Source organism: Mycolicibacillus trivialis (assembly GCF_002102395.1).
Lineage (GTDB): Bacteria > Actinomycetota > Actinomycetes > Mycobacteriales > Mycobacteriaceae > Mycobacterium > Mycobacterium triviale.
This window is the reverse complement of sequence record NZ_LQPZ01000017.1, coordinates 77653-97361: the sequence shown is the minus strand read 5'-3', so window position 1 is coordinate 97361 and position 19709 is coordinate 77653. Positions and strand designations below refer to the sequence as shown.

Below are 19709 nucleotides of genomic sequence, written 5' to 3'. Positions count from 1 at the left end.
TGGAGGCAGGCGGCGCCCGGGCGGGCCGGAGCCGCTCGCTGGACAGCGACGAGCCGGGAGGACGGGTGATGGTGGCCGATGGAAAGGCCGAGTTGCGCAGGCGGTTGCTGGCCGCCCGACGCGAGGTGGCGCCGGCGGTGCGCGCCGCCGAGGCCGACGTGCTCGCCGGGCTTGCCGCGGCGCTGCCGGTCGACGGCGAGACGGTCTGCGCCTACGTGCCGGTGGGGGCCGAGCCGGGCTCGGCGGCGATGCTCGATGCGCTGGTGGCGCGTGGGGCGCGGGTGTTGCTGCCGGTGGTCGGCGCGCTCGACGCGCCACTGCGCTGGGCGGAGTACCGGCGCGCGGACCTGGTCGCCGGGCCGTTCGGGCTGCGGGAGCCGCCCGGGCCGGGACTGGAACCGGCCGCCCTGGCCGAGGCGCACCTGGTGCTGGTGCCGGCTTTGGCGGTCGACCGGCGCGGGGTGCGGCTCGGGCGCGGGGGAGGCTACTACGACCGGTCACTGCCGCTGCGTGACCCGCATGCCGCGCTGGTCGCGGTGGTGCGCGACGACGAGTTGCTCGAGTCGGTGCCCGCCGAGGAGCACGACGTGCCGATGACCCACGCGCTGACCCCGGGGCGCGGTCTGATCGGTCTCACCGCGGAGCCGACGGGAATCACACGCGCCGATTAGCGGTTTTAGCACTTGAAATTGTAGAGTGCTAACGCACGCGCATCACATTTCGGAGGTTTCTGTGCCGACGTACAGCTATCAGTGCACCGAGTGCGGCGATCGATTCGACGTCGTGCAGGCCTTCACCGACGACACCCTCACCACCTGCGCGAAGTGCTCCGGCCGGTTGCGCAAGCTGTTCGGCTCGGTCGGCGTCGTCTTCAAGGGCAGCGGCTTCTACCGCACCGACAGCCGGGCCGGCAACGACTCCAGCATCCCCGGCGGCAAGAAGTCCGACGGCAAATCCAACGGCAGCGAGACGTCCTCGTCGGAGAAGTCCTCGGGCGAGAAGTCCGGTTCCGCCGACTCGTCGACGAAGTCGACCAGCTCCGCGGCCACCTCGTCGACCGCCGGCTGACACCGCCGAGTTATCCACAGCCCGGCGACGGCACGACGGGCCGGTGGCTCCCGCACTGATTAGCGTGCCGGCATGCGCGAATCGCTCGATCCCACCCTGCTGAGCCGGTTACGCCGGCTGCTGCGGCCCGACTGGTCGCGCACCGTCGCGGCGCGGCGCTTCGCCGCCGGCATCCTGGTGCTTCTGGCCGCTCTCGTCGCCGTTCGCCCCGACCCGGCCACCGCCCGCACCGACGTCGTCGTGGCCACCCACGATCTGGCTCCCGGCACGCCCCTGACCGCTACCGACCTACAGCTGGAGAAGCGCCCGGCCGCAACGGTTCCCGACGGTGCGCAATCGGACCCGGCGTCGGTCGCCGGCGCCACCCTGGCCGGCCCGGCGCGCCGCGGTGAGATCCTCACCGACGTCCGGGTGCTGGGGCCGCGGCTGACCGCGGCGACGGCCGGGCCCAACGCCCGACTGGTGGCGGTGCACCCGGCCGATCCGGCGGTGGCGGACCTGGTGCGGACCGGTGACACCGTCGACGTCCTCGCGGCCGCCGAGTCCGAGGCGCACCCCCGGGTCGTCGCCGCCGACGCGGTGGTGGTGTCGGTCTCGGCGACCGGCACCTCCCCCACCTCCGACGGTGACCGGGTGGTGCTGCTGGCGCTGCCCGCCCCGGCGGCGACGGCCGTGGCCGCCGCCACCCTCACCGAGCAGGTGACGCTCACCTTGCATTGAGCCCCCTGCCCTGGGCGGGTCGGTCGCGCGGATCGCGCCGGGGAGCGCTAGACCGTGGTCTGCAGGCTGCCGCAGTGCTTGCACTTACGGGCAGCCTCCGGCAGGTCGTCGGAGAGGCATTCCGGGCACACCTTGGTGGGCGGCGCGTCGCCGAACACGGTGACGCCGCGACGGGCCTGAATGTGCTTGTAGGGCATCACGATCAGGAAGTAGACGACCGCCATGAAGACGATGAAGTAGATGATCGCGGAGATCAGTGCGCCGAAGTCGAGGAAGGTCGCCTCGTTGCCCGCGGCGCCCAGTTGCACACCCAGCCCCAGGCCGTGCTCGCCCTGAGCGCGGGCGACCAGCGGGTTGATCACACTCGTGGTGAACGCCTCGACCAGGTTCGAGAACGCCAGTGCGACCACCAGACCGACGGCGACGGTGATGACGTCGTCGCGCATCACGAAATTCTTGAAGCCTTTGATCACGAGAGTCGTCCCTTTCCTCCATACGGATTCGACGGGGCGACCCCGTCTAGCCGCATTTTAAGCGGCCGCACGCAGCGCTGGGTGCTTTCGGACAGACTGCGCCCGCGCGCGAATCGACGGGCATGCCCTGGGCTCAACGATGGTGCGGAGGCACGTTATCACGCAGCCACCGCTCGTGATCGGCGTCGTCGCGGCCCGCGTCGGGGTCACGTTCGTCGCTCGACTCCTGAGGGAATTCGTTGCCGAACATCTCGTCGCGGGTGGGCCGCATGGTCGTTCAGAGTTCCAGGCTCGACAACTGCCCGATGATGTGCGCTGCCAACGGAATCAGGGTGGCGAGACCGTCGCGCACCGCATAGCGCGACGGCGCCATGTTGACCACCAGCGTGCTGCCCGATATCCCGGCCAGCCCGCGCGAGAGTCCGGCGTCGGTGATCCCGGCCGACAGCGCCGAGGCGCGCAGCGCTTCAGCGATGCCCAGCAGTTCCCGATCCAGGATGTCGCGGGTGGCCTCCGGCGTGACGTCGCGCGGGGTGACGCCGGTACCGCCGACCGAGACCACCAGGTCCACGCCCCCGATCACCGCGGTGTTCAGCGCGTTGCGGATCTCCACCTGGTCGGCTTCGACCGCCACCACCCCGTCGACGACGAAGCCGCCCTCGGTGAGCAACTCGGTGACCAACGGACCGTTCTGGTCCTCGTCGCCGTGTGCGGTGCGGTCGTCGACCACCACGACCAGCGCCCGGCCGACCCGCTCCTCTACCTGTTCCATGAGTGACACCGTATCCCCGCGCAGTGCGCGCACCGCTTCCAGTTCGCTCAATCGTCTGCCTTTCCGAGTGTGACGTGCACGGTTTGGCTGTCCCCGGCCGAATCCAGGTAGGTCAGGGTCGCTTGATCACCCGGGGCCTTGGACCGCACCGCCGCGATCAACGCGTTCGCGCCGGGGATGGGACGCTCGTCGAACCGGGTGACGATGACGTCGCTGGGCAGGCCGGCCATCGCCGCCGGGCCGTTCTCCACCACCTCCACCACCCGCGCGCCGTGCAGCGTGCTGTCGGCGGCCAGCAGCACCCCGAGGGAGGCGTGCGAGGCCTTTCCGGTGGCGATCAGCTCGTCGGCGATGCGTTTGGCCTGGTCGATCGGGATCGCGAAGCCCAACCCGATCGATCCGCTCTGGGCGTCGGAGGTGTCGCCGCCGAGGGTGGCGATCGCCGAGTTGATCCCGACCAACTCCCCGTTCATGTTCACCAGCGCCCCACCGGAGTTGCCCGGGTTGATCGCGGCGTCGGTCTGGATGGCGTCCAAGACGGTGTTCTGGTTGCGGGCGTCCCCGGCGCTGGAGACCGGCCGGTTCAACGAGCTGACGATCCCGCTGGTCACGGTGCCTTGCAGCCCCAGCGGCGAGCCGACCGCCACCACCTGCTGGCCTACCCGCAGGTTCGACGAGGAGCCGATGGTGATCGGGTTGAAATCGGTCTCGCCGCGTACCCGGACCACGGCGATGTCGCTGGCCGGGTCGGTGCCCACCACGCTGAACTCGGCGGTGCGGCCGTCGGCGAAGGTCACCAGGGTCTCCGGGGCGGCCCTGCCGTCACCGGCGTCGGCGGCGGCGGAGACTACGTGGCTGTTGGTCAGGATGAGGCCGTCGGAGGAGTAGATGATGCCGGAGCCCTCCTGGAACTGCCGGCCCAGGAAGGTCTCCAGGGTGACCACGCTGGGCACCACCTTGGCCGCCACCTGCTCGACCGAGCCGAGCGGCAATTCGGCGGCCGGGACGGCATCGGGGTTGGCGCCGACGACGGTGGTGGTGGAACTGCCGATCCGAGTGTGGTCCTGGTGGGCCAGGGTGGCCACGCCCCCGCCGATCGCCGCGGACACCACCGCGATGGTCACCGCACCGACGGTCAGCGCACCCGCCCGCGATTTGCGCCGCGGTGGCTTCTGCGGCGGCGGCACCGAGTAGGGGTTCCAACCGCTGTGCTGCCCGGTTTGATGCGGGCCGGTCTGGTGCAGGCGCGGGTGGGGCTGGGTGTGTCCGGCGGCGGGCGGCTGAGGCGCGGGATACGGCGGCCGGTGCGGCGGCGAGAACCTGGGGTCAGTCGTCATGTCGCTTCAGTGCCCTTCCTCGGAGCGCTCGAACACACCGAACGGATCAGTGGTGCGCTACTGCCCGCCCCCCGTGGACGACGGTAGCGTCGGGTCAACGTCCGAACCGTCGGCCGAGTTCCCCGCCCCGTCCCCGGCGGATGGCGGCCGGCCGGGTAACCGCAGGTGGATCGCGGTGCCGGGCGGTTGACCGCCGGGAACGGTGTCCTCGACCCGCAGGCTGCCGCCGTGGCGCAGCACGACCTGCTCGACGATCGCCAACCCCAGCCCCGACCCGGGCATGGCCCGGGCGGCGGTGGCGCGGTAAAACCGCTCGAAGACCAGCGCCCGCTCCGCCTCCGGTATACCGGGGCCGCGGTCGGCGACCAGCAACTCGGCGAACCCGGCGTCGACCGGGGCGAGACGCACCTGCACCCCGCCGTCCGGGGGGCTCCACTTGGCAGCGTTGTCCAGCAGGTTCAACACCGCACGGGACAGGCCCGCCGGGTCCCCGTCGAGTCGCCAGCCTTCGACGTCGACGTCGAAGGTGATGTCGGTGCGGCGCCGGCGAACCCGCTCCAGGCAGCGTTCGACCACCTCGGCGAGGTCGACCGGTTCGCGAACCGGCCCGGTGCTGTCATCGCGGCTGAGGTCGATCAGGTCGCCGATCAGCGTGGACAGCTCCTCGATCTGGGCGACCGCGTCGTGGCGCAGGTCGGCGATCTCGTGTTCGGGCAGGGTGGGCGCCCCCGGCTTCATCGACGCCATCAGCAACTCGACGTTGGTGCGCAGCGAGGTCAGCGGGGTGCGCAGCTCGTGGCCGGCGTCGGCGACCAGCCGGGCCTGCCGGTCCCGGGATTCGGCCAGCGCGCGCAGCATCATGTTGAACGCCTCGGTGAGCCTGGACAATTCGTCGTCGCCGCTGACCGGGATGGGACGCAGGTCGTCGGTGCGGGCGACGCGTTCGGCGGCCTCGGTGAGCCGCCCGACCGGTCGCAGCCCGGCCCGCATCACCAGCCACCCCGCCACGGCGGCGACGGCCACGCCGAGCGCGCCCACCGCCAGCAGCAGCCAGCGCAGCCGGCCGATCACCGCGTCGGTGGAATCCAGGCTCTTTGACAGCAGCAGCGCGCTGCCGTCGAGCCGCCGGATCGCGAAGACCCGCTGGTCGTCGATGGTGTTCCAGGACCACAGCGACTGACCGTGGATGACCGCCTGTTCGGGTGCCCTGACCGGCACCGGCAGTTCGCTGCCGTCGGCCGGATACCGAGCGCCGTTGGGCAACACCAACATCACGTCGATGTCGGAATAGGTGGTGCCCGCGATGGCCGTTTCGGGATCGGTCTCGAGCAGACCACTGGTACTCAGCAGTTGGGCCTGCTGTTCGAGTTGGCGGTCGATGTCCTCATAGAGCGCAGCCGAGATCACGTGGTAGACGGCGACGGCCACCAGTACGACGACCAACTCCACCATGGCCATCGCGAGCAACATGACCCGCGAGCGCAGCGACACCGTCGTGGCGCTCCGGCGGCGCGCACGCCGGGCCGGCATCAGTTCGGCGACTCCCGCAGCACGTATCCCACCCCGCGCACGGTGTAGATCAGCCGCGGCTCACCTTCGGCCTCGGTCTTGCGCCGCAGATAGCCGACGTAGACCTCCAGGGCATTGCCCGAGGTCGGAAAGTCGTAGCCCCACACCTCTTCGAGGATCCGACTGCGGCTGAGCACCACCCGCGGATTGGAGATCAGCAATTCCAGCAGTGCGAATTCGGTGCGGGTCAACGTGATCTGGCGTCCGCCGCGGGTGACCTCGCGGGTCACCGGGTCGAGGGTGAGGTCCGCGAACGTCAACAGTCCGGGTTCGTCGACGTCTTCGGCGATGGTGCGCCGCAGCAGCGCCCGTAGCCGGGCGAGCAGTTCTTCGAGCGCGAACGGCTTGGCCAGGTAATCGTCGGCGCCCGCGTCCAGCCCGGCCACCCGTTCGGAAACCGAATCCCGGGCGGTGAGCACCAGGATCGGCATGCTGTCGCCGGTGCTGCGCAGTTGGCGGCAGACCTCGAGGCCGTCCAGCCGCGGCATCATGACGTCGAGCACCATCGCGTCGGGGCGGTCGGCCAGGATCGCCTCCTGCGCCTCGATGCCGTCGGTGGCCAGCGTCACCGCATATCCGTTGAACGCGAGAGATCTGCGCAGCGACTCACGGACCGCTCGGTCATCATCAACGACAAGTATCCGCAAGGCCACTGCTGTCATCCCATCATTTGAGCTGCCTGCAATGAACCTACCGCGCCGGCGGCGGATACGGCGTCAGCGACGGTCGAGGTCGATCAAACCCAGCCGAGCGGCCTTGAGCAGCCGGCGCGGCACCTTGTGCTGCTGGCCGGCGACGGACACGTTGACCAGGCCGGTGGCCTCGGCCTTCCACTGCGCGCGGCGATGGCGGGTGTTCGCACGCGACATTCTGCGCTTGGGCACAGCCATGGTCGAGCTCTCCTATCGGGGGTGTACCGCGCAGGTGACCGGCGGCGACGATTGCTTCCAGGGTAACGGGTGGGCGCCACTCGCTCCAAAATCCCCCACCGCCGGCGGTGGGCCCGGCCGGGTCGAGCCCACCCGAACCTCGGGATACCAGCACGTCAACCCGGCCGAAAACGCCAGAACCGGCCGGAATCGTGGCAGCATCGGCCCAACCGACACCGAAGCGCACCGGCTCCGCGACACGGCTTGACTCGGTACCGGCGGTCCGCGCTAACCTACCGGTTGGTTGATCGAGCCTTGAGGGAGGCGGGGAATGACGGCTGCGGTTCGCATCGGGAACTGCTCGGGTTTCTACGGCGACCGGCACTCGGCCATGCGCGAGATGCTCACCGGCGGCGAGTTGGACTACCTGACCGGCGACTACCTGGCCGAACTGACCATGTTGATCCTCGGCCGCGACCGGGCCAAACACCCCGAACGCGGCTACGCCAAGACGTTTTTGACCCAGCTGGAGGAGTGCCTGGGTCTCGCCCACGACCGCGGGGTGAAGATCGTCGCCAACGCCGGCGGGCTGAACCCGGCCGGGCTGGCCGAGGCGGTGCGCGCGCTCGCCGAGCGGCTCGGTGTCCCCGCCCGGGTGGCCCACGTCGAGGGTGACGACCTGCTGGACCGCGCCGCCGAACTGGACCTGGGCACCCCGCTGACCGCCAACGCCTACCTGGGCGGGTGGGGGATCGCCGACTGCCTGCACTCCGGCGCCGACGTGGTCGTCACCGGCCGCGTCACCGACGCCTCGGTCATCGTCGGGCCGGCCGCCGCCCACTTCGGCTGGGCCCGCACCGATTACGACCGGTTGGCCGGTGCGGTGGTGGCCGGTCACGTCATCGAGTGCGGCGCGCAGGCCACCGGCGGCAACTACGCGTTCTTCACCGAGGTGCCCGACCTGATGCACATCGGCTTCCCGCTCGCCGAGATCCACGCCGACGGCTCCTCGGTCATCACCAAACACCCCGGCACCGGTGGGCTGGTCAGCGTCGACACCGTCACCGCCCAACTGCTCTACGAGGTCACCGGGGCGCGCTACGCCAACCCCGACGTCACCGCCCGGATGGACAGCATCGCGTTGACCGACGACGGCCCCGACCGGGTCCGTATCAGCGGGGTCACCGGGGAGCCGCCGCCGCCCACGCTGAAGGTCTCGCTGAACAGCATCGGTGGGTTCCGGAACGCGATGACCTTCGTGCTCACCGGGCTGGACATCGAGGCCAAGGCCGACCTGCTGCGCCGCCAGTTGGAGGCCGGGCTGTCGGTGCGGCCCGCCGAACTGGAGTGGACCCTGGCCCGCACCGACCACCCCGACGCCGACACCGAGGAGGCCGCCAGCGCGCTGCTGCACTGTGTGGCCCGCGACACCGACCCGGACAAGGTCGGTCGCGCCTTCTCCGGCGCGGGGATCGAGTTGGCCCTGGCCAGCTACCCCGGCTTCCACGTCACCGCTCCCCCGGCCGCCGGCCAGATCTTCGGGGTCTACACGCCCGGCTACGTCGCGGCGAGCGAAGTCCCGCACGTCGCCGTCGGCCCGGACGGCACCCGCACCGACATCGCCGCGGCCACCGACACCCTCGAACTCGGGCCGGCCGATCCCCCGGCACTGCCCGAGCCGTTGCCGGCCGGACCGACCCGGCGGGTCCCGCTGGGCCGCATCGCCGGCGCCCGCAGCGGCGACAAGGGCGGCTCGGCCAATATCGGGGTCTGGGTGCGCACCGACGACCAGTACCGCTGGCTGGCCCACACCCTCACCGAGGCGGCGCTGCGCGGGTTGCTGCCCGAGACCGCCGACCTGCCCGTCACCCGCCACCTGCTGCCCAATCTGCGCGCCGTCAACTTCGTCGTCGACGGCATCCTCGGCCAGGGCGTGGCCTACCAGGCCCGCTTCGACCCGCAGGCCAAGGGCCTCGGCGAATGGCTGCGCAGCCGCCACATCGACATCCCGGAGGAACTGCTGTCGTGAGCATCTGGACCACTCCCGAACGCGCGGCGTTGCGCAAAACGGTGCGCGGCTTCGTCGAACGCGAGATCCTGCCGCACGCCGACGAGTGGGAACGCACCGGCGAACTGCCGCGCGACCTGCACCGCAAGGCCGGCGAGGCCGGGCTGCTCGGCGCCGGTTTCCCCGAGGAGGTCGGCGGCGGCGGGGGCGACGGCGCCGACGCGGTGGTCATCTGCGAGGAGATGCACACCGCAGGCGCGCCCGGCGGCGTGTTCGCCTCGCTGTTCACCTGCGGGATCTCGGTACCGCACATGATCGCCTCCGGCGACGCCGGGCTCATCGACCGGTTCGTGCGCCCCACCCTGCGCGGCGAACTGATCGGATCGCTGGCCATCACCGAGCCAGGTGGCGGCTCCGACGTCGGCCACCTGCGCACCACCGCGGTCGCGGACGGCGACCGCTACGTGGTCAACGGCGCCAAGACCTACATCACCTCCGGGGTGCGCGCCGACTACGTGGTGACCGCGGTGCGCACCGGCGGCGCCGAGTTGCCCGGCGCGTCCGGGGTGTCGCTGCTGGTGGTGGAGAAGGGCACGCCGGGCTTCGAGGTCACCCGCAAACTGGACAAGATGGGCTGGCGGTCGTCGGACACCGCCGAGCTGTCCTACACCGACGCGGTGGTGCCCAGAACCAACCTGGTCGGCGCCGAGAACAGCGGTTTCCTGCAGATCGCGGCGGCGTTCGTCGCCGAACGCATCGGCCTGGCCGCGCAGGCCTACTCCAGCGCGCAACGCTGCCTGGACCTCACCGCGGCCTGGTGCCGCGACCGGGAGACCTTCGGCCGCCCGCTGATCTCCCGGCAGGCCGTGCAGAACACGCTCGCGGAGATGGCCCGGCGCATCGACGTCGCCCGGGTCTACGCCCGCCACGTGGTGGAACGCCAGCTCGCCGGGGAGCAGAACCTGATCGCCGAGGTCTGCTTCGCCAAGAACACCGCCGTGGAGGCCGGGGAGTGGGTGGCCCACCAGGCCGTGCAGCTGTTCGGCGGGATGGGCTACATGACCGAGTGCGAGGTCGAGCGCCAGTACCGCGACATGCGCATCATCGGCATCGGCGGCGGCACCACCGAGATCCTGACCTCGCTGGCCGCCAAGACCCTGGGGTTCCAGTCATGACCGTGTTGCAGTCCGCCGTCGACACCGCCGGGCCCGCCTACACCGAGGCCGCCGAGGCGATGACCGCCAAGCTCGTCGGGCTCGCCGACGAGCACGCCAAGGCGCTGGGCGGTGGCGGCGCCAAATACGTGGAGCGGCACCACTCCCGCGGCAAGCTCACCGCCCGCGAGCGCATCGAGCTCCTCATCGACCCGGACTCGCCGTTCCTGGAACTCTCCCCGCTCGCCGCGTGGGGCAGCGACTTCCAGGTCGGTGCCAGCCTGGTCACCGGGATCGGCGCCGTCTCCGGCGTGGAGTGCATGATCGTCGCCAACGACCCGACCGTCAAAGGCGGCACCTCCAACCCGTGGACGTTGCGGAAGATCCTGCGGGCCAACAAGATCGCGCTGGAGAATCGGCTGCCGGTGATCTCGCTGGTGGAGTCCGGCGGCGCGGATCTGCCCACTCAGAAAGAAGTCTTCATCCCCGGCGGACAGATGTTCCGGGACCTCACCCGGCTGTCGGCCGCCGGCATCCCCACCATCGCGCTGGTGTTCGGCAACTCCACCGCGGGCGGCGCCTACGTGCCCGGCATGTCCGACCACGTCGTGATGATCAAGGAACGCTCCAAGGTGTTCCTCGCCGGTCCGCCGCTGGTGAAGATGGCCACCGGCGAGGAGTCCGACGACGAGTCGCTGGGCGGTGCGGAGATGCACGCCCGGACCTCCGGTCTGGCCGACTATTTCGCCGTCGACGAGCCCGACGCCCTGCGGATCGGCCGGCGGATCGTGGCCCGGCTGAACTGGCGCAAACTGGGTCCGGCCCCGCGTCCGGTGGTCCCGCCGCTGGCCGACCCGGCCGAGTTGCTCGGGATCGTGCCCGCCGACCTGCGCACCCCGTTCGACCCGCGGGAGGTCATCGCCCGCATCGTCGACGGCTCGGAGTTCGACGAGTTCAAACCGATGTACGGTTCGTCGCTGGTCACCGGCTGGGCGACCCTGCACGGTTATCCGCTGGGGATCCTGGCGAACGCGCGCGGTGTGCTGTTCTCCGAGGAGTCGCAGAAGGCGACCCAGTTCATCCAGTTGGCCAACCGCGCCGACACGCCACTGCTGTTCCTGCACAACACAACCGGCTACATGGTGGGTCGCGCCTATGAGGAAGGCGGGATGATCAAGCACGGCTCGATGATGATCAACGCCGTGTCCAACTCGACGGTCCCGCATCTGTCGCTGCTGATCGGCGCCTCCTACGGGGCCGGGCACTACGGCATGTGCGGACGGGCCTATGACCCGCGGTTCCTGTTCGCCTGGCCGTCGGCGAAGGCCGCGGTGATGGGCGGGGCGCAGCTGGCCGGGGTGATCTCGATCGTCAGCCGCGCCGCCGCGGCCGCCCGCGGGCAGGAGGTCGACGAGGACGCCGACGCGGCCCTGCGCGCCGCGATCGAGGCGCAGATCGAAGCCGAGTCGCTGCCGATGTTCCTGTCCGGCCGGCTCTACGACGACGGGGTGATCGACCCCCGCGACACCCGCACCGTGTTGGGAATGTGCCTGTCCGCCATCGCCAATGGCCCGATCGAGGGGACGTCGAACTTCGGCGTCTTCCGGATGTGAGCGCGAACATGATTTCCACTGTCCTGGTCGCCAACCGCGGTGAGATCGCCCGCCGGGTCTTCGCCACCTGCCGCCGGCTCGGTGTGGGGACCGTCGCGGTCTACACCGACCCCGACGCCGACGCCCCGCACGTCGCCGAAGCCGATGCCGCGGTGCGGCTCTCCGCCGTCACCAGCTACCTGTCGATCGAGGAGATCATCGCCGCGGCCCGCTCCGCCGGCGCCGACGCCATCCACCCCGGCTACGGATTCCTCTCGGAGAACCCCGAATTCGCGGCGGCGGTGATCGATGCCGGCCTGACCTGGATCGGACCGCCCGTCGCGGCGGTGCGGGCCATGGGCTCGAAGATCGAGGCCAAGAAGATGATGGCCGACGCCGGGGTGCCGGTGCTCGAGGAACTCGACCCGGACTCGGTCACCCAGGCAGAACTCCCGGTGCTGGTCAAGGCCTCCGCCGGTGGCGGGGGCCGCGGCATGCGGGTGGTGCACGACCTGTCCGACCTGGCCGGCGAGGTGGCGGCCGCGAGCCGGGAGGCCGGCGCCGCGTTCGGCGACCCGACGGTCTTCTGCGAGCGCTACCTGCCCACCGGCAGGCACATCGAGGTGCAGATCCTCGCCGACGAGCACGGCACCGTATGGGCCGTCGGCGAACGGGAGTGCTCGATCCAGCGCAGGCACCAGAAGATCATCGAGGAAGCCCCGTCGCCGCTGGTGGAGCGGATCACCGGGATGCGCGAGCGGCTGTTCACCGCGGCGCGCCTGGCCGCGACCGCAATCGGCTACACCGGCGCGGGCACGGTGGAGTTCCTCGCCGACGAGAACGGTGAGTTCTTCTTCCTGGAGATGAACACCCGGCTGCAGGTCGAGCACCCCGTCACCGAGGAGACCACCGGCGTCGACCTGGTGGAGTGGCAGCTGGCCGTCGCCGACGGCGCCCGGCTGGACCCCGAACCGCCACCCGCGCGGGGCCATTCGATCGAGGCCCGCATCTACGCCGAAGACCCTGCCCGGGACTGGCAGCCGCAGGCCGGCCTCATCCACGCCTTCGACGTGCCCGGTGTGGCCGCCCGGTTCGGCTCACTGCACCAGCGGACCGGGATCCGGCTCGACGCCGGCTTCACCGCCGGGTCGGTGGTCTCGATCCACTACGACCCGATGCTGGCGAAGGTGATCGTCTACGCGCCGCAGCGGCGCCGCGCGGCGCTGGTGCTCGCGGACGCGTTGGCGCGCACCCGGATCCACGGCGTGCACACCAACCGCGACCTGCTGGTCAATGTGCTGCGCCACCCCGCCTTCTTGGCCGGCGACACCGACACCGCGTTCTTCGCGACCCACGGTCTGGCCGGACTGGCCGCCCCGTTGGCCGATGACGCCGCGGTGCGCCTGTCCGCGGTGGCCGCCGCGCTGGCCGACGCGGAGCACAACCGGGCCAACGCCACCGTGTTCGCCGGCATCCCCAGCGGTTGGCGCAACCTCGCCGCAGGCAACCAGGTCAAGATCTACCGCGACGCCGCCGACACCGAGCACCGCGTCGAGTACCGGCACCTGCCCGACGGGGTGCACCTGCCCGACGACGACACGATCACCGTGGTGTCGGCCGACCCGCAGCGGGTCGTGCTTGCCGACGACGCCGGGGTGGCACGCGGTTTCGCGGTGGTGCGCAACGGAACCCGGGTGTACGTCGACTCTCCGCTTGGCGCGGCTGCGTTCACGGTGGTGCCGCGGCTACCCGAGCCGGGCACCGAGGTCGAGCCGGGATCGCTGGTCGCGCCGATGCCCGGCAGCGTGCTGCGCGTCGGCGCGGACGTCGGCGACACCGTGACAGCCGGCCAGCCACTGGTGTGGCTGGAGGCGATGAAAATGGAGCACACCATCACCGCGCCGAGCGACGGTGTGCTCGCCGAATTGCACGTCGGGCCAGGCACCCAAGTGGACGTCGGGACCGTCCTGGCCCGGGTAGAGACCCCCGAAACAGAAGGAGACCCCCAATGAGCGTCGACACCAGCTTCATCGAGAACGAGGAGCGTCGCGCGCTGCGCGAGGCCGTCGCGGCGATGGCGGCCAACTACGGACAGGATTACTACCTGGGCAAGGCCCGCGCCGGCCAGCACACCGACGAGTTGTGGGACGAGGCGGGCAAGCTCGGCTTCCTCGGGGTGAACCTGCCCGAGGAGTACGGCGGTGGCGGCGCCGGCATGTACGAGCTGTCGTTGGTGATGGAGGAGATGGCCGCGAACGGCTGCGCGTTGCTGATGATGGTCGTCTCCCCGGCGATCAACGGCACCATCATCGCCAAGTTCGGCACCGACGAGCAGAAGCAGCGCTGGCTGCCCGGCATCGCCGACGGCTCGCTGACGATGGCGTTCGCGATCACCGAGCCCGATGCCGGCTCCAACTCGCACCGCATCACCACCACCGCGCGCCGCGACGGCGCCGACTGGATCCTGTCCGGGCAGAAGGTGTTCATCTCCGGGATCGACCAGGCGCAGGCCGTGCTGGTGGTGGGCCGCACCGAGGAGGCCAAGACCGGCAACCTCAAGCCGGCGCTGTTCGTCGTCCCCACCGACACGCCGGGGCTGACCTACACCCCGATCGAGATGGAACTGGTCAGCCCGGAGCGGCAGTTCCAGGTCTTCCTCGACGAGGTGCGGCTGCCCGGTGACGCGCTGGTCGGCTCCGAGGACGCCGCGATCGCGCAACTGTTCGCCGGGCTGAACCCGGAGCGCATCATGGGCGCGGCCAGCGCGGTGGGGATGGGCCGCTTCGCGATCAACAAGGCCGTCGACTACGTCAAGACCCGCCAGGTGTGGAAGACGCCGATCGGCTCGCACCAAGGGCTGTCGCACCCGCTGGCCGCCAACCACATCGAGATCGAGCTGGCGAAGGTGATGATGCAGAAGGCCGCCGCCCTCTATGACAGCGGTGACGACGTGGGCGCCGCCGAGGCCGCCAACATGGCCAAGTACGCCGCCGGTGAGGCCTCGACCCGCGCGGTGGACCAGGCCGTGCAGTCCCTCGGCGGCAACGGGTTGACCAAGGAGTACGGGATCGCGGCCGCGGTCACCTCCTCCCGGCTGGCGCGGATCGCGCCGGTGAGCCGGGAGATGATCCTCAACTTCGTCGCGCAGACCTCGCTGGGCCTGCCCCGGTCGTACTGATGGACAGCCCCGTCGATTACGCGGTGGCCGACGGGGTCGCCCGGCTGACCCTGAACTCCCCGCACAACCGCAACGCGCTGTCCACCGGGTTGGTCGAGGCCCTGCACCGCGGCCTGCGTGACGCTGCCGCCGACGACGACGTCCGTGCGGTGGTGCTGGCCCACACCGGCAACACGTTCTGCGCCGGCGCGGACCTCGCGCAGGCCGCCGGCGGCGATCCGGCCGAACTAGCCGCCGAGCGGGCCCGCGAGCTCGCGGCGCTGCTGCGGGCGATCGTGACGGCGCCGCTGCCGGTGATCGCCGCCGTCGACGGCCACGTCCGCGCCGGCGGGATGGGGCTGGTCGGCGCGTGCGACATCGCGGTGGCCGGGCCGGCCAGCACGTTCGGGCTGACCGAGGCACGGATCGGGGTGGCCCCGGCAATCATCTCGCTGACCCTGCTGCCGAAGATGTCGGCCCGGTCGGCGGGGCGCTACTACCTGACCGGGGAGACCTTCGACGCGGCCGAGGCCACCCGGATCGGGCTGGTGACTCTGACCGCCGACGGGGCGGGCGGGGTGGACGCCGCGGTCGCCGAGCTGACCGCGGCGCTGCGCCGCGCCTCCCCGCAGGGTCTGGCCGCCTCCAAGGCGCTGACCACCGCCGCGATCCTGGCCGGTTTCGACGCCGACGCCGACCGGCTCGCGGCGGAGTCGGCCCGGCTGTTCGTCTCCGAGGAGGCCCAGGAGGGCATGCTGGCGTTCCTGCAGAAGCGCCCGCCGCGCTGGGCGCCGCCCGCCGGCGACTGACCCGGCCGGTTTCGCCGGTCCGCGGCTGCCTGCCGCCGGTTTGTCGTAGGCTGTGGGCCGATGAGCACGTCAGAGCAGCCCCGCCCGCGCGCCGGTGACACCGACCGGTTTCACGTCGCGCAGCTGCTCACCGAGGCCGCCGCACAGGGCCGTCTGCCGGAAAACGAGTACCGCGACCGGTTGTCGAAAGCCTATGCAGCGCAGACCTACGACGAGCTCGACCGGGTCAGCTCCGATCTGCCCGGGACGCTGGGCTCGCACCGGCCGTGCGGAGAGGCCAGACCAGCGCCGTCGACGCTGCTGCTGGCGATCTTCAGCGGGTTCCAGCGGCGCGGCCGCTGGAACGTGCCGCACCGGCTCACCACGCTGGCCCTGTGGGGCGGCGGGGTCGTCGACCTGCGCTATGCCGACTTCACCTCCGCGGAGGTGGAGATCAACGCGTACTCGATCATGGGCGGCCAGACGATCCTGGTGCCGCCGGAGGTCAACGTCGAGATCACCGGTCACGGCGTGATGGGGAACTTCGAGCACGGCGCGGCCGGCGCGGGCACCCCCGGCGCGCCGACGGTGAAGATCAAGGGTGTCGCGCTGTGGGGCCAGGTCGGCGTCAAGCGCAAGAAGCGTGGCCGCAGCGGCGACATCCCCTAGCCCCCTCGCCTAGCCCCCTCGCCCAACGTGCACCCACTGCGAAATCCGGCGCGGTTTTTCGCAGCCTGTACACGCTCGGTGAGCGCCGGGGGGAGCGGACGGGGCTAACCGCCGGGGCCGGCCGACGCGGCCGGGGCTCGCAGGCCGGCGCTATCCCCGCCGCCTCGCCCGCAGATAGTCGCCGACGACGGCCGCGCCCAGCCCGTCCTCGTCGGGCACCACCACCCGCCCGTGCACCCGACGGGCGACCTGGTCGATGAAGCGGGCCAGGCCGGGGTCGTCGCCGAGCCGGAAGATCGTCACCTGGGTGCCCAGCCGGGCGATCTCGTCGAAGCCGCGCACCGTCAGCCCGACCGTGCGCGGGTGCGGCGGGTAGTCGAAGAACACCGCCGACTCCGCCCCGTCGCCGCCGGGCCCGACCGGGCCCTCCAGGTGCGCGGTGGGCTCGCCGTCGGTGACCACCAGCACCACCGGCTGGGCGGCCGGATGCCTGCGCAGGTGCCGCCCGGCCAATGCCAGCGCGTGGTGCAGGTTGGTGCCCTGCTCGTAGATGCCCTCCAGGCCCATCAGTTCGGCCGGGGTGACGGTGCGCGCGTAACGGCCGAACGCGATGATCTGCAACGCGTCCGACCGGAACCGGGTGGAGATGAGGTGGTTCAGCGCCAGCGCGGTGCGTTTCATCGGCACCCACCGGTTCTCCATCACCATCGAGAACGACGTGTCCACCAGCAGCGCCACCGCCGCCTGGGTGCGGGTCTCGGTCTCGGAGATCTCCACGTCGTCGACGCTGATCCGCACACCCGGCCCGCTCCCCCCGGGGGTGCCGGCCTGGCGCAGCACCGCGTTGGTCAGGGTGCGCGCCACGTTCCACGGCTCGGTGTCGCCGAACTGCCAGGGGCGGGTCGCGCCGGTCAACTCGCCGGCCGCCCCGGCGCGGCGGTGGTCACGCTCGCCGCGGCGTCCGGTCAGCTGCCGGGCCACGTCCTGCAGGGCGGTCTGGCCCAGCCGGCGCATCGCCTTCGGGGACAGCCGCCACTGCCCGTCCGGGGTGCGGTCGAAGAAGCCCTGGTTGACCAGGGCGCGTTCCAGTTCGGCCAGGGTGGCCGCGTCCACGGCGGCCTGGTCGCCGAGCTGGCGGGCCAGTGCCTCCAGGTCGACGTCGTCCATGCTGGCGCCCGGGTAGGCCTGGGACAGTTGCTCGGCGAGTTGCTCGAGCTCACCGATGTCGGCCAGCGCCTGCGCCCCCTCCCCCATGCCCAGCGGGTTGTCCCCGGAGAACTCCGCGCTGCCCTGCCAGTCCTCGCCGGGACGCGCGGATTGCAGGTGGGCGTCCAGGCGGGCCAGCGACTGCTGCAGCGCCGGGGAGCCGAACGCCTGCATCGCCAGCGCGTCCAGTTCGGCGCGCTGCTCGGCGGAGAGGCTGTTGCGGAAGCGTTGCGCCGCGGCGGCGCGTTTGGCCAGCGAGTCCAGCAGCTCATCGATGTTGCGCGGGTTCTCCGGGAAGAACTCGCCGTGGCGGGCCATGAAGTCGTCGAAGTCGTCGGCGGTGTCCTCGCCGCGGGCGTGTTTGTCCAGCAGGTCGTTGAGGTCGTCGAGCATCTCGGCGACCCGCTGCCGGTCGGCGTCGGTGGCGCCCTGCAGCGCCTCTTTCATCCCGGCGAACCGCTGGTCGAGCATCTCCCGGCCCAGCAGATCGCTGATCTGCTGGTATTTCTCCCGGGCCTCCGCCGACCGCCAGGAGTAGTCGGCGAGTTCCTGCACCGCCTTGGCCGGGGACGGCGAGAGCGCCGAGATCTGCATCTCCTGGAAGCGGGCGTCGTCGTCGAGGGCGCGGGCCAGTTCCTTGCGCTCGGCCAGCACCGCCTCGTCGAGCAGCTTCTTGATCTCGGCCAGGGTGCCGTCGAGGTTGTTGTGGCGCAGCAGGTCGCGGCGCCGCCGGTGCGCCTCGGCGGCCAGGCTGTCGGTGCCGGCCATGCTCGAGGTGCCGCGCCGCAGCAGTTCGGCGAGCGCGCGCCGCGGCGACGCGCCGGCCATCACGTCCTGGCCGATCTGTTCCAGGGCGTCGCGCAGGTCCAGCGGCGGCGCCAGCGGGTCCGGCCCGCCGGTGTAGGCGGAGTAGCGCAGCGAGTGGGCGCGACCCGGTTCAGCCATAGACGGTTTCGCCGTCCCCGGACTGCTTGTCGATGCGTTTGGCCAGGTACAGCGCCTCCAGCGCCAATTCCACCGCGGCGGCGCGCTCACCTTCGGACTCGGCGCCGAGCCGCTCGGCGATGGCGTCGAGCACCGGCAGTTGCGGCAGCGCGGCCAGCACCGCCTTGGCCGACACCCGCTCCCCGGTGGTCACCACCGATCCCTCCTCGACGGCGGTGACCAGCGGCGCCACGTCGATGCCGCCGAGCGCGGCGGCGGCCGCGTCGGCGGTGGCCCGGCGCAGCAGGTGCTCGAGCACCGCGAGTTCGCGGCCCTCCTCGCCGGTTTCGAATTCCAGCTTTCCGCGCAGCACGTCGATGACGGTGCCCAGGTCGACCACCCGGGCCACCGGATCGGTCTCGCCCAGCAGCGCGCCGCGGTGCCGCGCGGCCGCGGCGACGGTCTCGGCGGCGGCGATGGAGAACCGCGCGGAGACCCCGGAGCGCTGGTCGATGGCGCGCGAGTCGCGCAGGCTGCGGGTGAACCGGGCGATGATCGCCAGCAGGTGGTCGGGGACCGGGGCGCTGAGGTGGGCCTCCTGGGCGATGACGCCGACCTCGGCGTCGAGTTCCAGCGGGTAGTGGGTGCGGATCTCCGCGCCGAACCGGTCCTTGAGCGGGGTGATGATCCGGCCCCGGTTGGTGTAGTCCTCCGGGTTGGCGCTGGCCACCACGAGAACGTCCAGCGGCAGCCGCAGGGTGTAGCCGCGGACCTGGATGTCGCGTTCCTCCATGACGTTGAGCATCGCCACCTGGATGCGTTCGGCCAGGTCGGGCAGCTCGTTGACGGCGACGATGCCGCGGTGGGAGCGCGGGATCAACCCGTAGGCGATGGTCTCGGGGTCGCCGAGGCTGCGGCCCTCGGCGACCTTGATCGGGTCGATGTCGCCGACCAGGTCGGCGACGCTGGTGTCGGGGGTGGCGAGCTTCTCGGTATAGCGCTCGCTGCGGTGTCGCCAGGCGACCGGCAGGTCGTCGCCGAGTTCCTCGGCCCGGCGGATCGACTCCGGGGTGATCGGTGTGTAGGGGTGCTCGTCGAGTTCGGCGTCGGCGATCACCGGGGTCCATTCGTCGAGCAGCCCGGCCACCGCGCGCAGCAGCCGGGTCTTGCCCTGCCCGCGCTCGCCGAGCAACACGAAGTCGTGGCCGGCGATAAGTGCCCGTTCCAGTTGCGGCAGCACGGTGTCGTCGAAGCCGAGGATGCCGGGCCAGATCTCCTCGCCGTTGGCGAGGGCGGTCAGCAGGTTCTCGCGGAGCTCTTCTTTGACGGTGCGCTGGCGATGACCGGCGGCGCGGAGTTCGCCGACGGTGGTGCGGGGAGCGAAATCAGGTGCGGCCACCACA

The 19709-nt window shown here is 71.4% G+C and carries 18 protein-coding genes; 10 read left to right on the top strand and 8 right to left on the bottom strand.

What is annotated here, in order from left to right:
* Nucleotides 1-68: 68 nt before the first annotated feature.
* The 3 genes from AWC30_RS07525 (at nt 69) to AWC30_RS07515 (ending at nt 1788) form a co-directional block, all read left to right on the top strand.
* Nucleotides 69-671 carry a 5-formyltetrahydrofolate cyclo-ligase gene (locus AWC30_RS07525; RefSeq protein WP_085109708.1) on the top strand — a complete coding sequence of 201 codons (603 nt, stop codon included), beginning with the start codon at nt 69-71 and terminating at the stop codon, nt 669-671.
* Nucleotides 672-732: 61 nt separating this feature from the next.
* Nucleotides 733-1068: an FmdB family zinc ribbon protein gene (locus tag AWC30_RS07520; protein WP_085109575.1), complete on the top strand. Its 336-nt coding sequence runs from the start codon at nt 733-735 to the stop codon at nt 1066-1068.
* Between the two features lie 72 nt (nt 1069-1140).
* Nucleotides 1141-1788 carry an SAF domain-containing protein gene (locus tag AWC30_RS07515; protein ID WP_085109574.1) on the top strand — a complete coding sequence of 216 codons (648 nt, stop codon included), beginning with the start codon at nt 1141-1143 and terminating at the stop codon, nt 1786-1788.
* A 47-nt stretch (nt 1789-1835) separates the two neighbouring features.
* Here the strand turns inward: AWC30_RS07515 and AWC30_RS07510 are convergent, their stop codons facing one another.
* The 6 genes from AWC30_RS07510 to rpmF all read right to left on the bottom strand — a co-directional run bounded on the left by AWC30_RS07510 (nt 1836) and on the right by rpmF (nt 6829).
* Nucleotides 1836-2261: an MscL family protein gene (locus tag AWC30_RS07510; protein WP_085109573.1), complete on the bottom strand. Its 426-nt coding sequence runs from the start codon at nt 2259-2261 to the stop codon at nt 1836-1838.
* A 277-nt stretch (nt 2262-2538) separates the two neighbouring features.
* A complete protein-coding gene (locus AWC30_RS07505; protein WP_085109572.1) occupies nt 2539-3033 on the bottom strand; it encodes a MogA/MoaB family molybdenum cofactor biosynthesis protein in 495 nt (164 codons plus the stop codon).
* A 47-nt stretch (nt 3034-3080) separates the two neighbouring features.
* A complete protein-coding gene (locus AWC30_RS07500; RefSeq protein ID WP_085109571.1) occupies nt 3081-4370 on the bottom strand; it encodes a S1C family serine protease in 1290 nt (429 codons plus the stop codon).
* Nucleotides 4371-4427: 57 nt separating this feature from the next.
* The gene (locus AWC30_RS07495) at nt 4428-5900 is read right to left on the bottom strand and encodes a HAMP domain-containing sensor histidine kinase (RefSeq protein WP_085109570.1); all 1473 of its coding nucleotides are present in this window, start codon (nt 5898-5900) and stop codon (nt 4428-4430) included.
* On the bottom strand, nt 5900-6586 hold the full coding sequence (locus AWC30_RS07490) for a response regulator transcription factor (RefSeq protein ID WP_085109707.1): 687 nt from the start codon (nt 6584-6586) through the stop codon (nt 5900-5902). Before AWC30_RS07490 ends, AWC30_RS07495 begins: the two co-directional genes overlap by 1 nt.
* A 69-nt stretch (nt 6587-6655) precedes the next feature.
* Complete coding sequence (gene rpmF / locus AWC30_RS07485) at nt 6656-6829, bottom strand: 50S ribosomal protein L32 (RefSeq protein ID WP_085109569.1); 174 nt, start codon at nt 6827-6829, stop codon at nt 6656-6658.
* Between the two features lie 310 nt (nt 6830-7139).
* On the opposite strand from rpmF, the gene AWC30_RS07480 reads away from it, so the two are divergent.
* The 7 genes from AWC30_RS07480 to AWC30_RS07450 are packed head-to-tail and all read left to right on the top strand — an operon-like array spanning nt 7140 to nt 16176.
* The gene (locus AWC30_RS07480; RefSeq protein WP_085109568.1) at nt 7140-8837 is read left to right on the top strand and encodes an acyclic terpene utilization AtuA family protein; all 1698 of its coding nucleotides are present in this window, start codon (nt 7140-7142) and stop codon (nt 8835-8837) included.
* Nucleotides 8834-9991 (top strand): acyl-CoA dehydrogenase family protein, encoded by a 1158-nt coding sequence (locus AWC30_RS07475; RefSeq protein ID WP_085109567.1) that lies wholly within the window; start codon nt 8834-8836, stop codon nt 9989-9991. Before AWC30_RS07480 ends, AWC30_RS07475 begins: the two co-directional genes overlap by 4 nt.
* Nucleotides 9988-11583: an acyl-CoA carboxylase subunit beta gene (locus AWC30_RS07470; protein WP_085109566.1), complete on the top strand. Its 1596-nt coding sequence runs from the start codon at nt 9988-9990 to the stop codon at nt 11581-11583. Before AWC30_RS07475 ends, AWC30_RS07470 begins: the two co-directional genes overlap by 4 nt.
* Nucleotides 11584-11591: 8 nt before the next feature.
* On the top strand, nt 11592-13574 hold the full coding sequence (locus AWC30_RS07465) for an ATP-binding protein (protein WP_085109706.1): 1983 nt from the start codon (nt 11592-11594) through the stop codon (nt 13572-13574).
* Entirely contained in the window at nt 13571-14740 is a 1170-nt protein-coding gene (locus AWC30_RS07460; RefSeq protein WP_085109565.1) for an acyl-CoA dehydrogenase family protein, read from the top strand. Before AWC30_RS07465 ends, AWC30_RS07460 begins: the two co-directional genes overlap by 4 nt.
* A complete protein-coding gene (locus AWC30_RS07455; protein WP_085109564.1) occupies nt 14740-15528 on the top strand; it encodes an enoyl-CoA hydratase family protein in 789 nt (262 codons plus the stop codon). Before AWC30_RS07460 ends, AWC30_RS07455 begins: the two co-directional genes overlap by 1 nt.
* A 60-nt stretch (nt 15529-15588) precedes the next feature.
* Entirely contained in the window at nt 15589-16176 is a 588-nt protein-coding gene (locus AWC30_RS07450; protein ID WP_085109563.1) for a DUF1707 SHOCT-like domain-containing protein, read from the top strand.
* Nucleotides 16177-16326: 150 nt separating this feature from the next.
* On the opposite strand, the gene AWC30_RS07445 is transcribed toward AWC30_RS07450, so the two are convergent.
* Together AWC30_RS07445 and AWC30_RS07440 are read right to left on the bottom strand one after the other, a co-directional pair.
* Nucleotides 16327-18327 carry a vWA domain-containing protein gene (locus tag AWC30_RS07445; RefSeq protein WP_085109562.1) on the bottom strand — a complete coding sequence of 667 codons (2001 nt, stop codon included), beginning with the start codon at nt 18325-18327 and terminating at the stop codon, nt 16327-16329.
* The gene (locus tag AWC30_RS07440) at nt 18320-19705 is read right to left on the bottom strand and encodes a sigma 54-interacting transcriptional regulator (protein WP_372507289.1); all 1386 of its coding nucleotides are present in this window, start codon (nt 19703-19705) and stop codon (nt 18320-18322) included. Before AWC30_RS07440 ends, AWC30_RS07445 begins: the two co-directional genes overlap by 8 nt.
* Between the last annotated feature and the right edge of the window lie 4 nt (nt 19706-19709).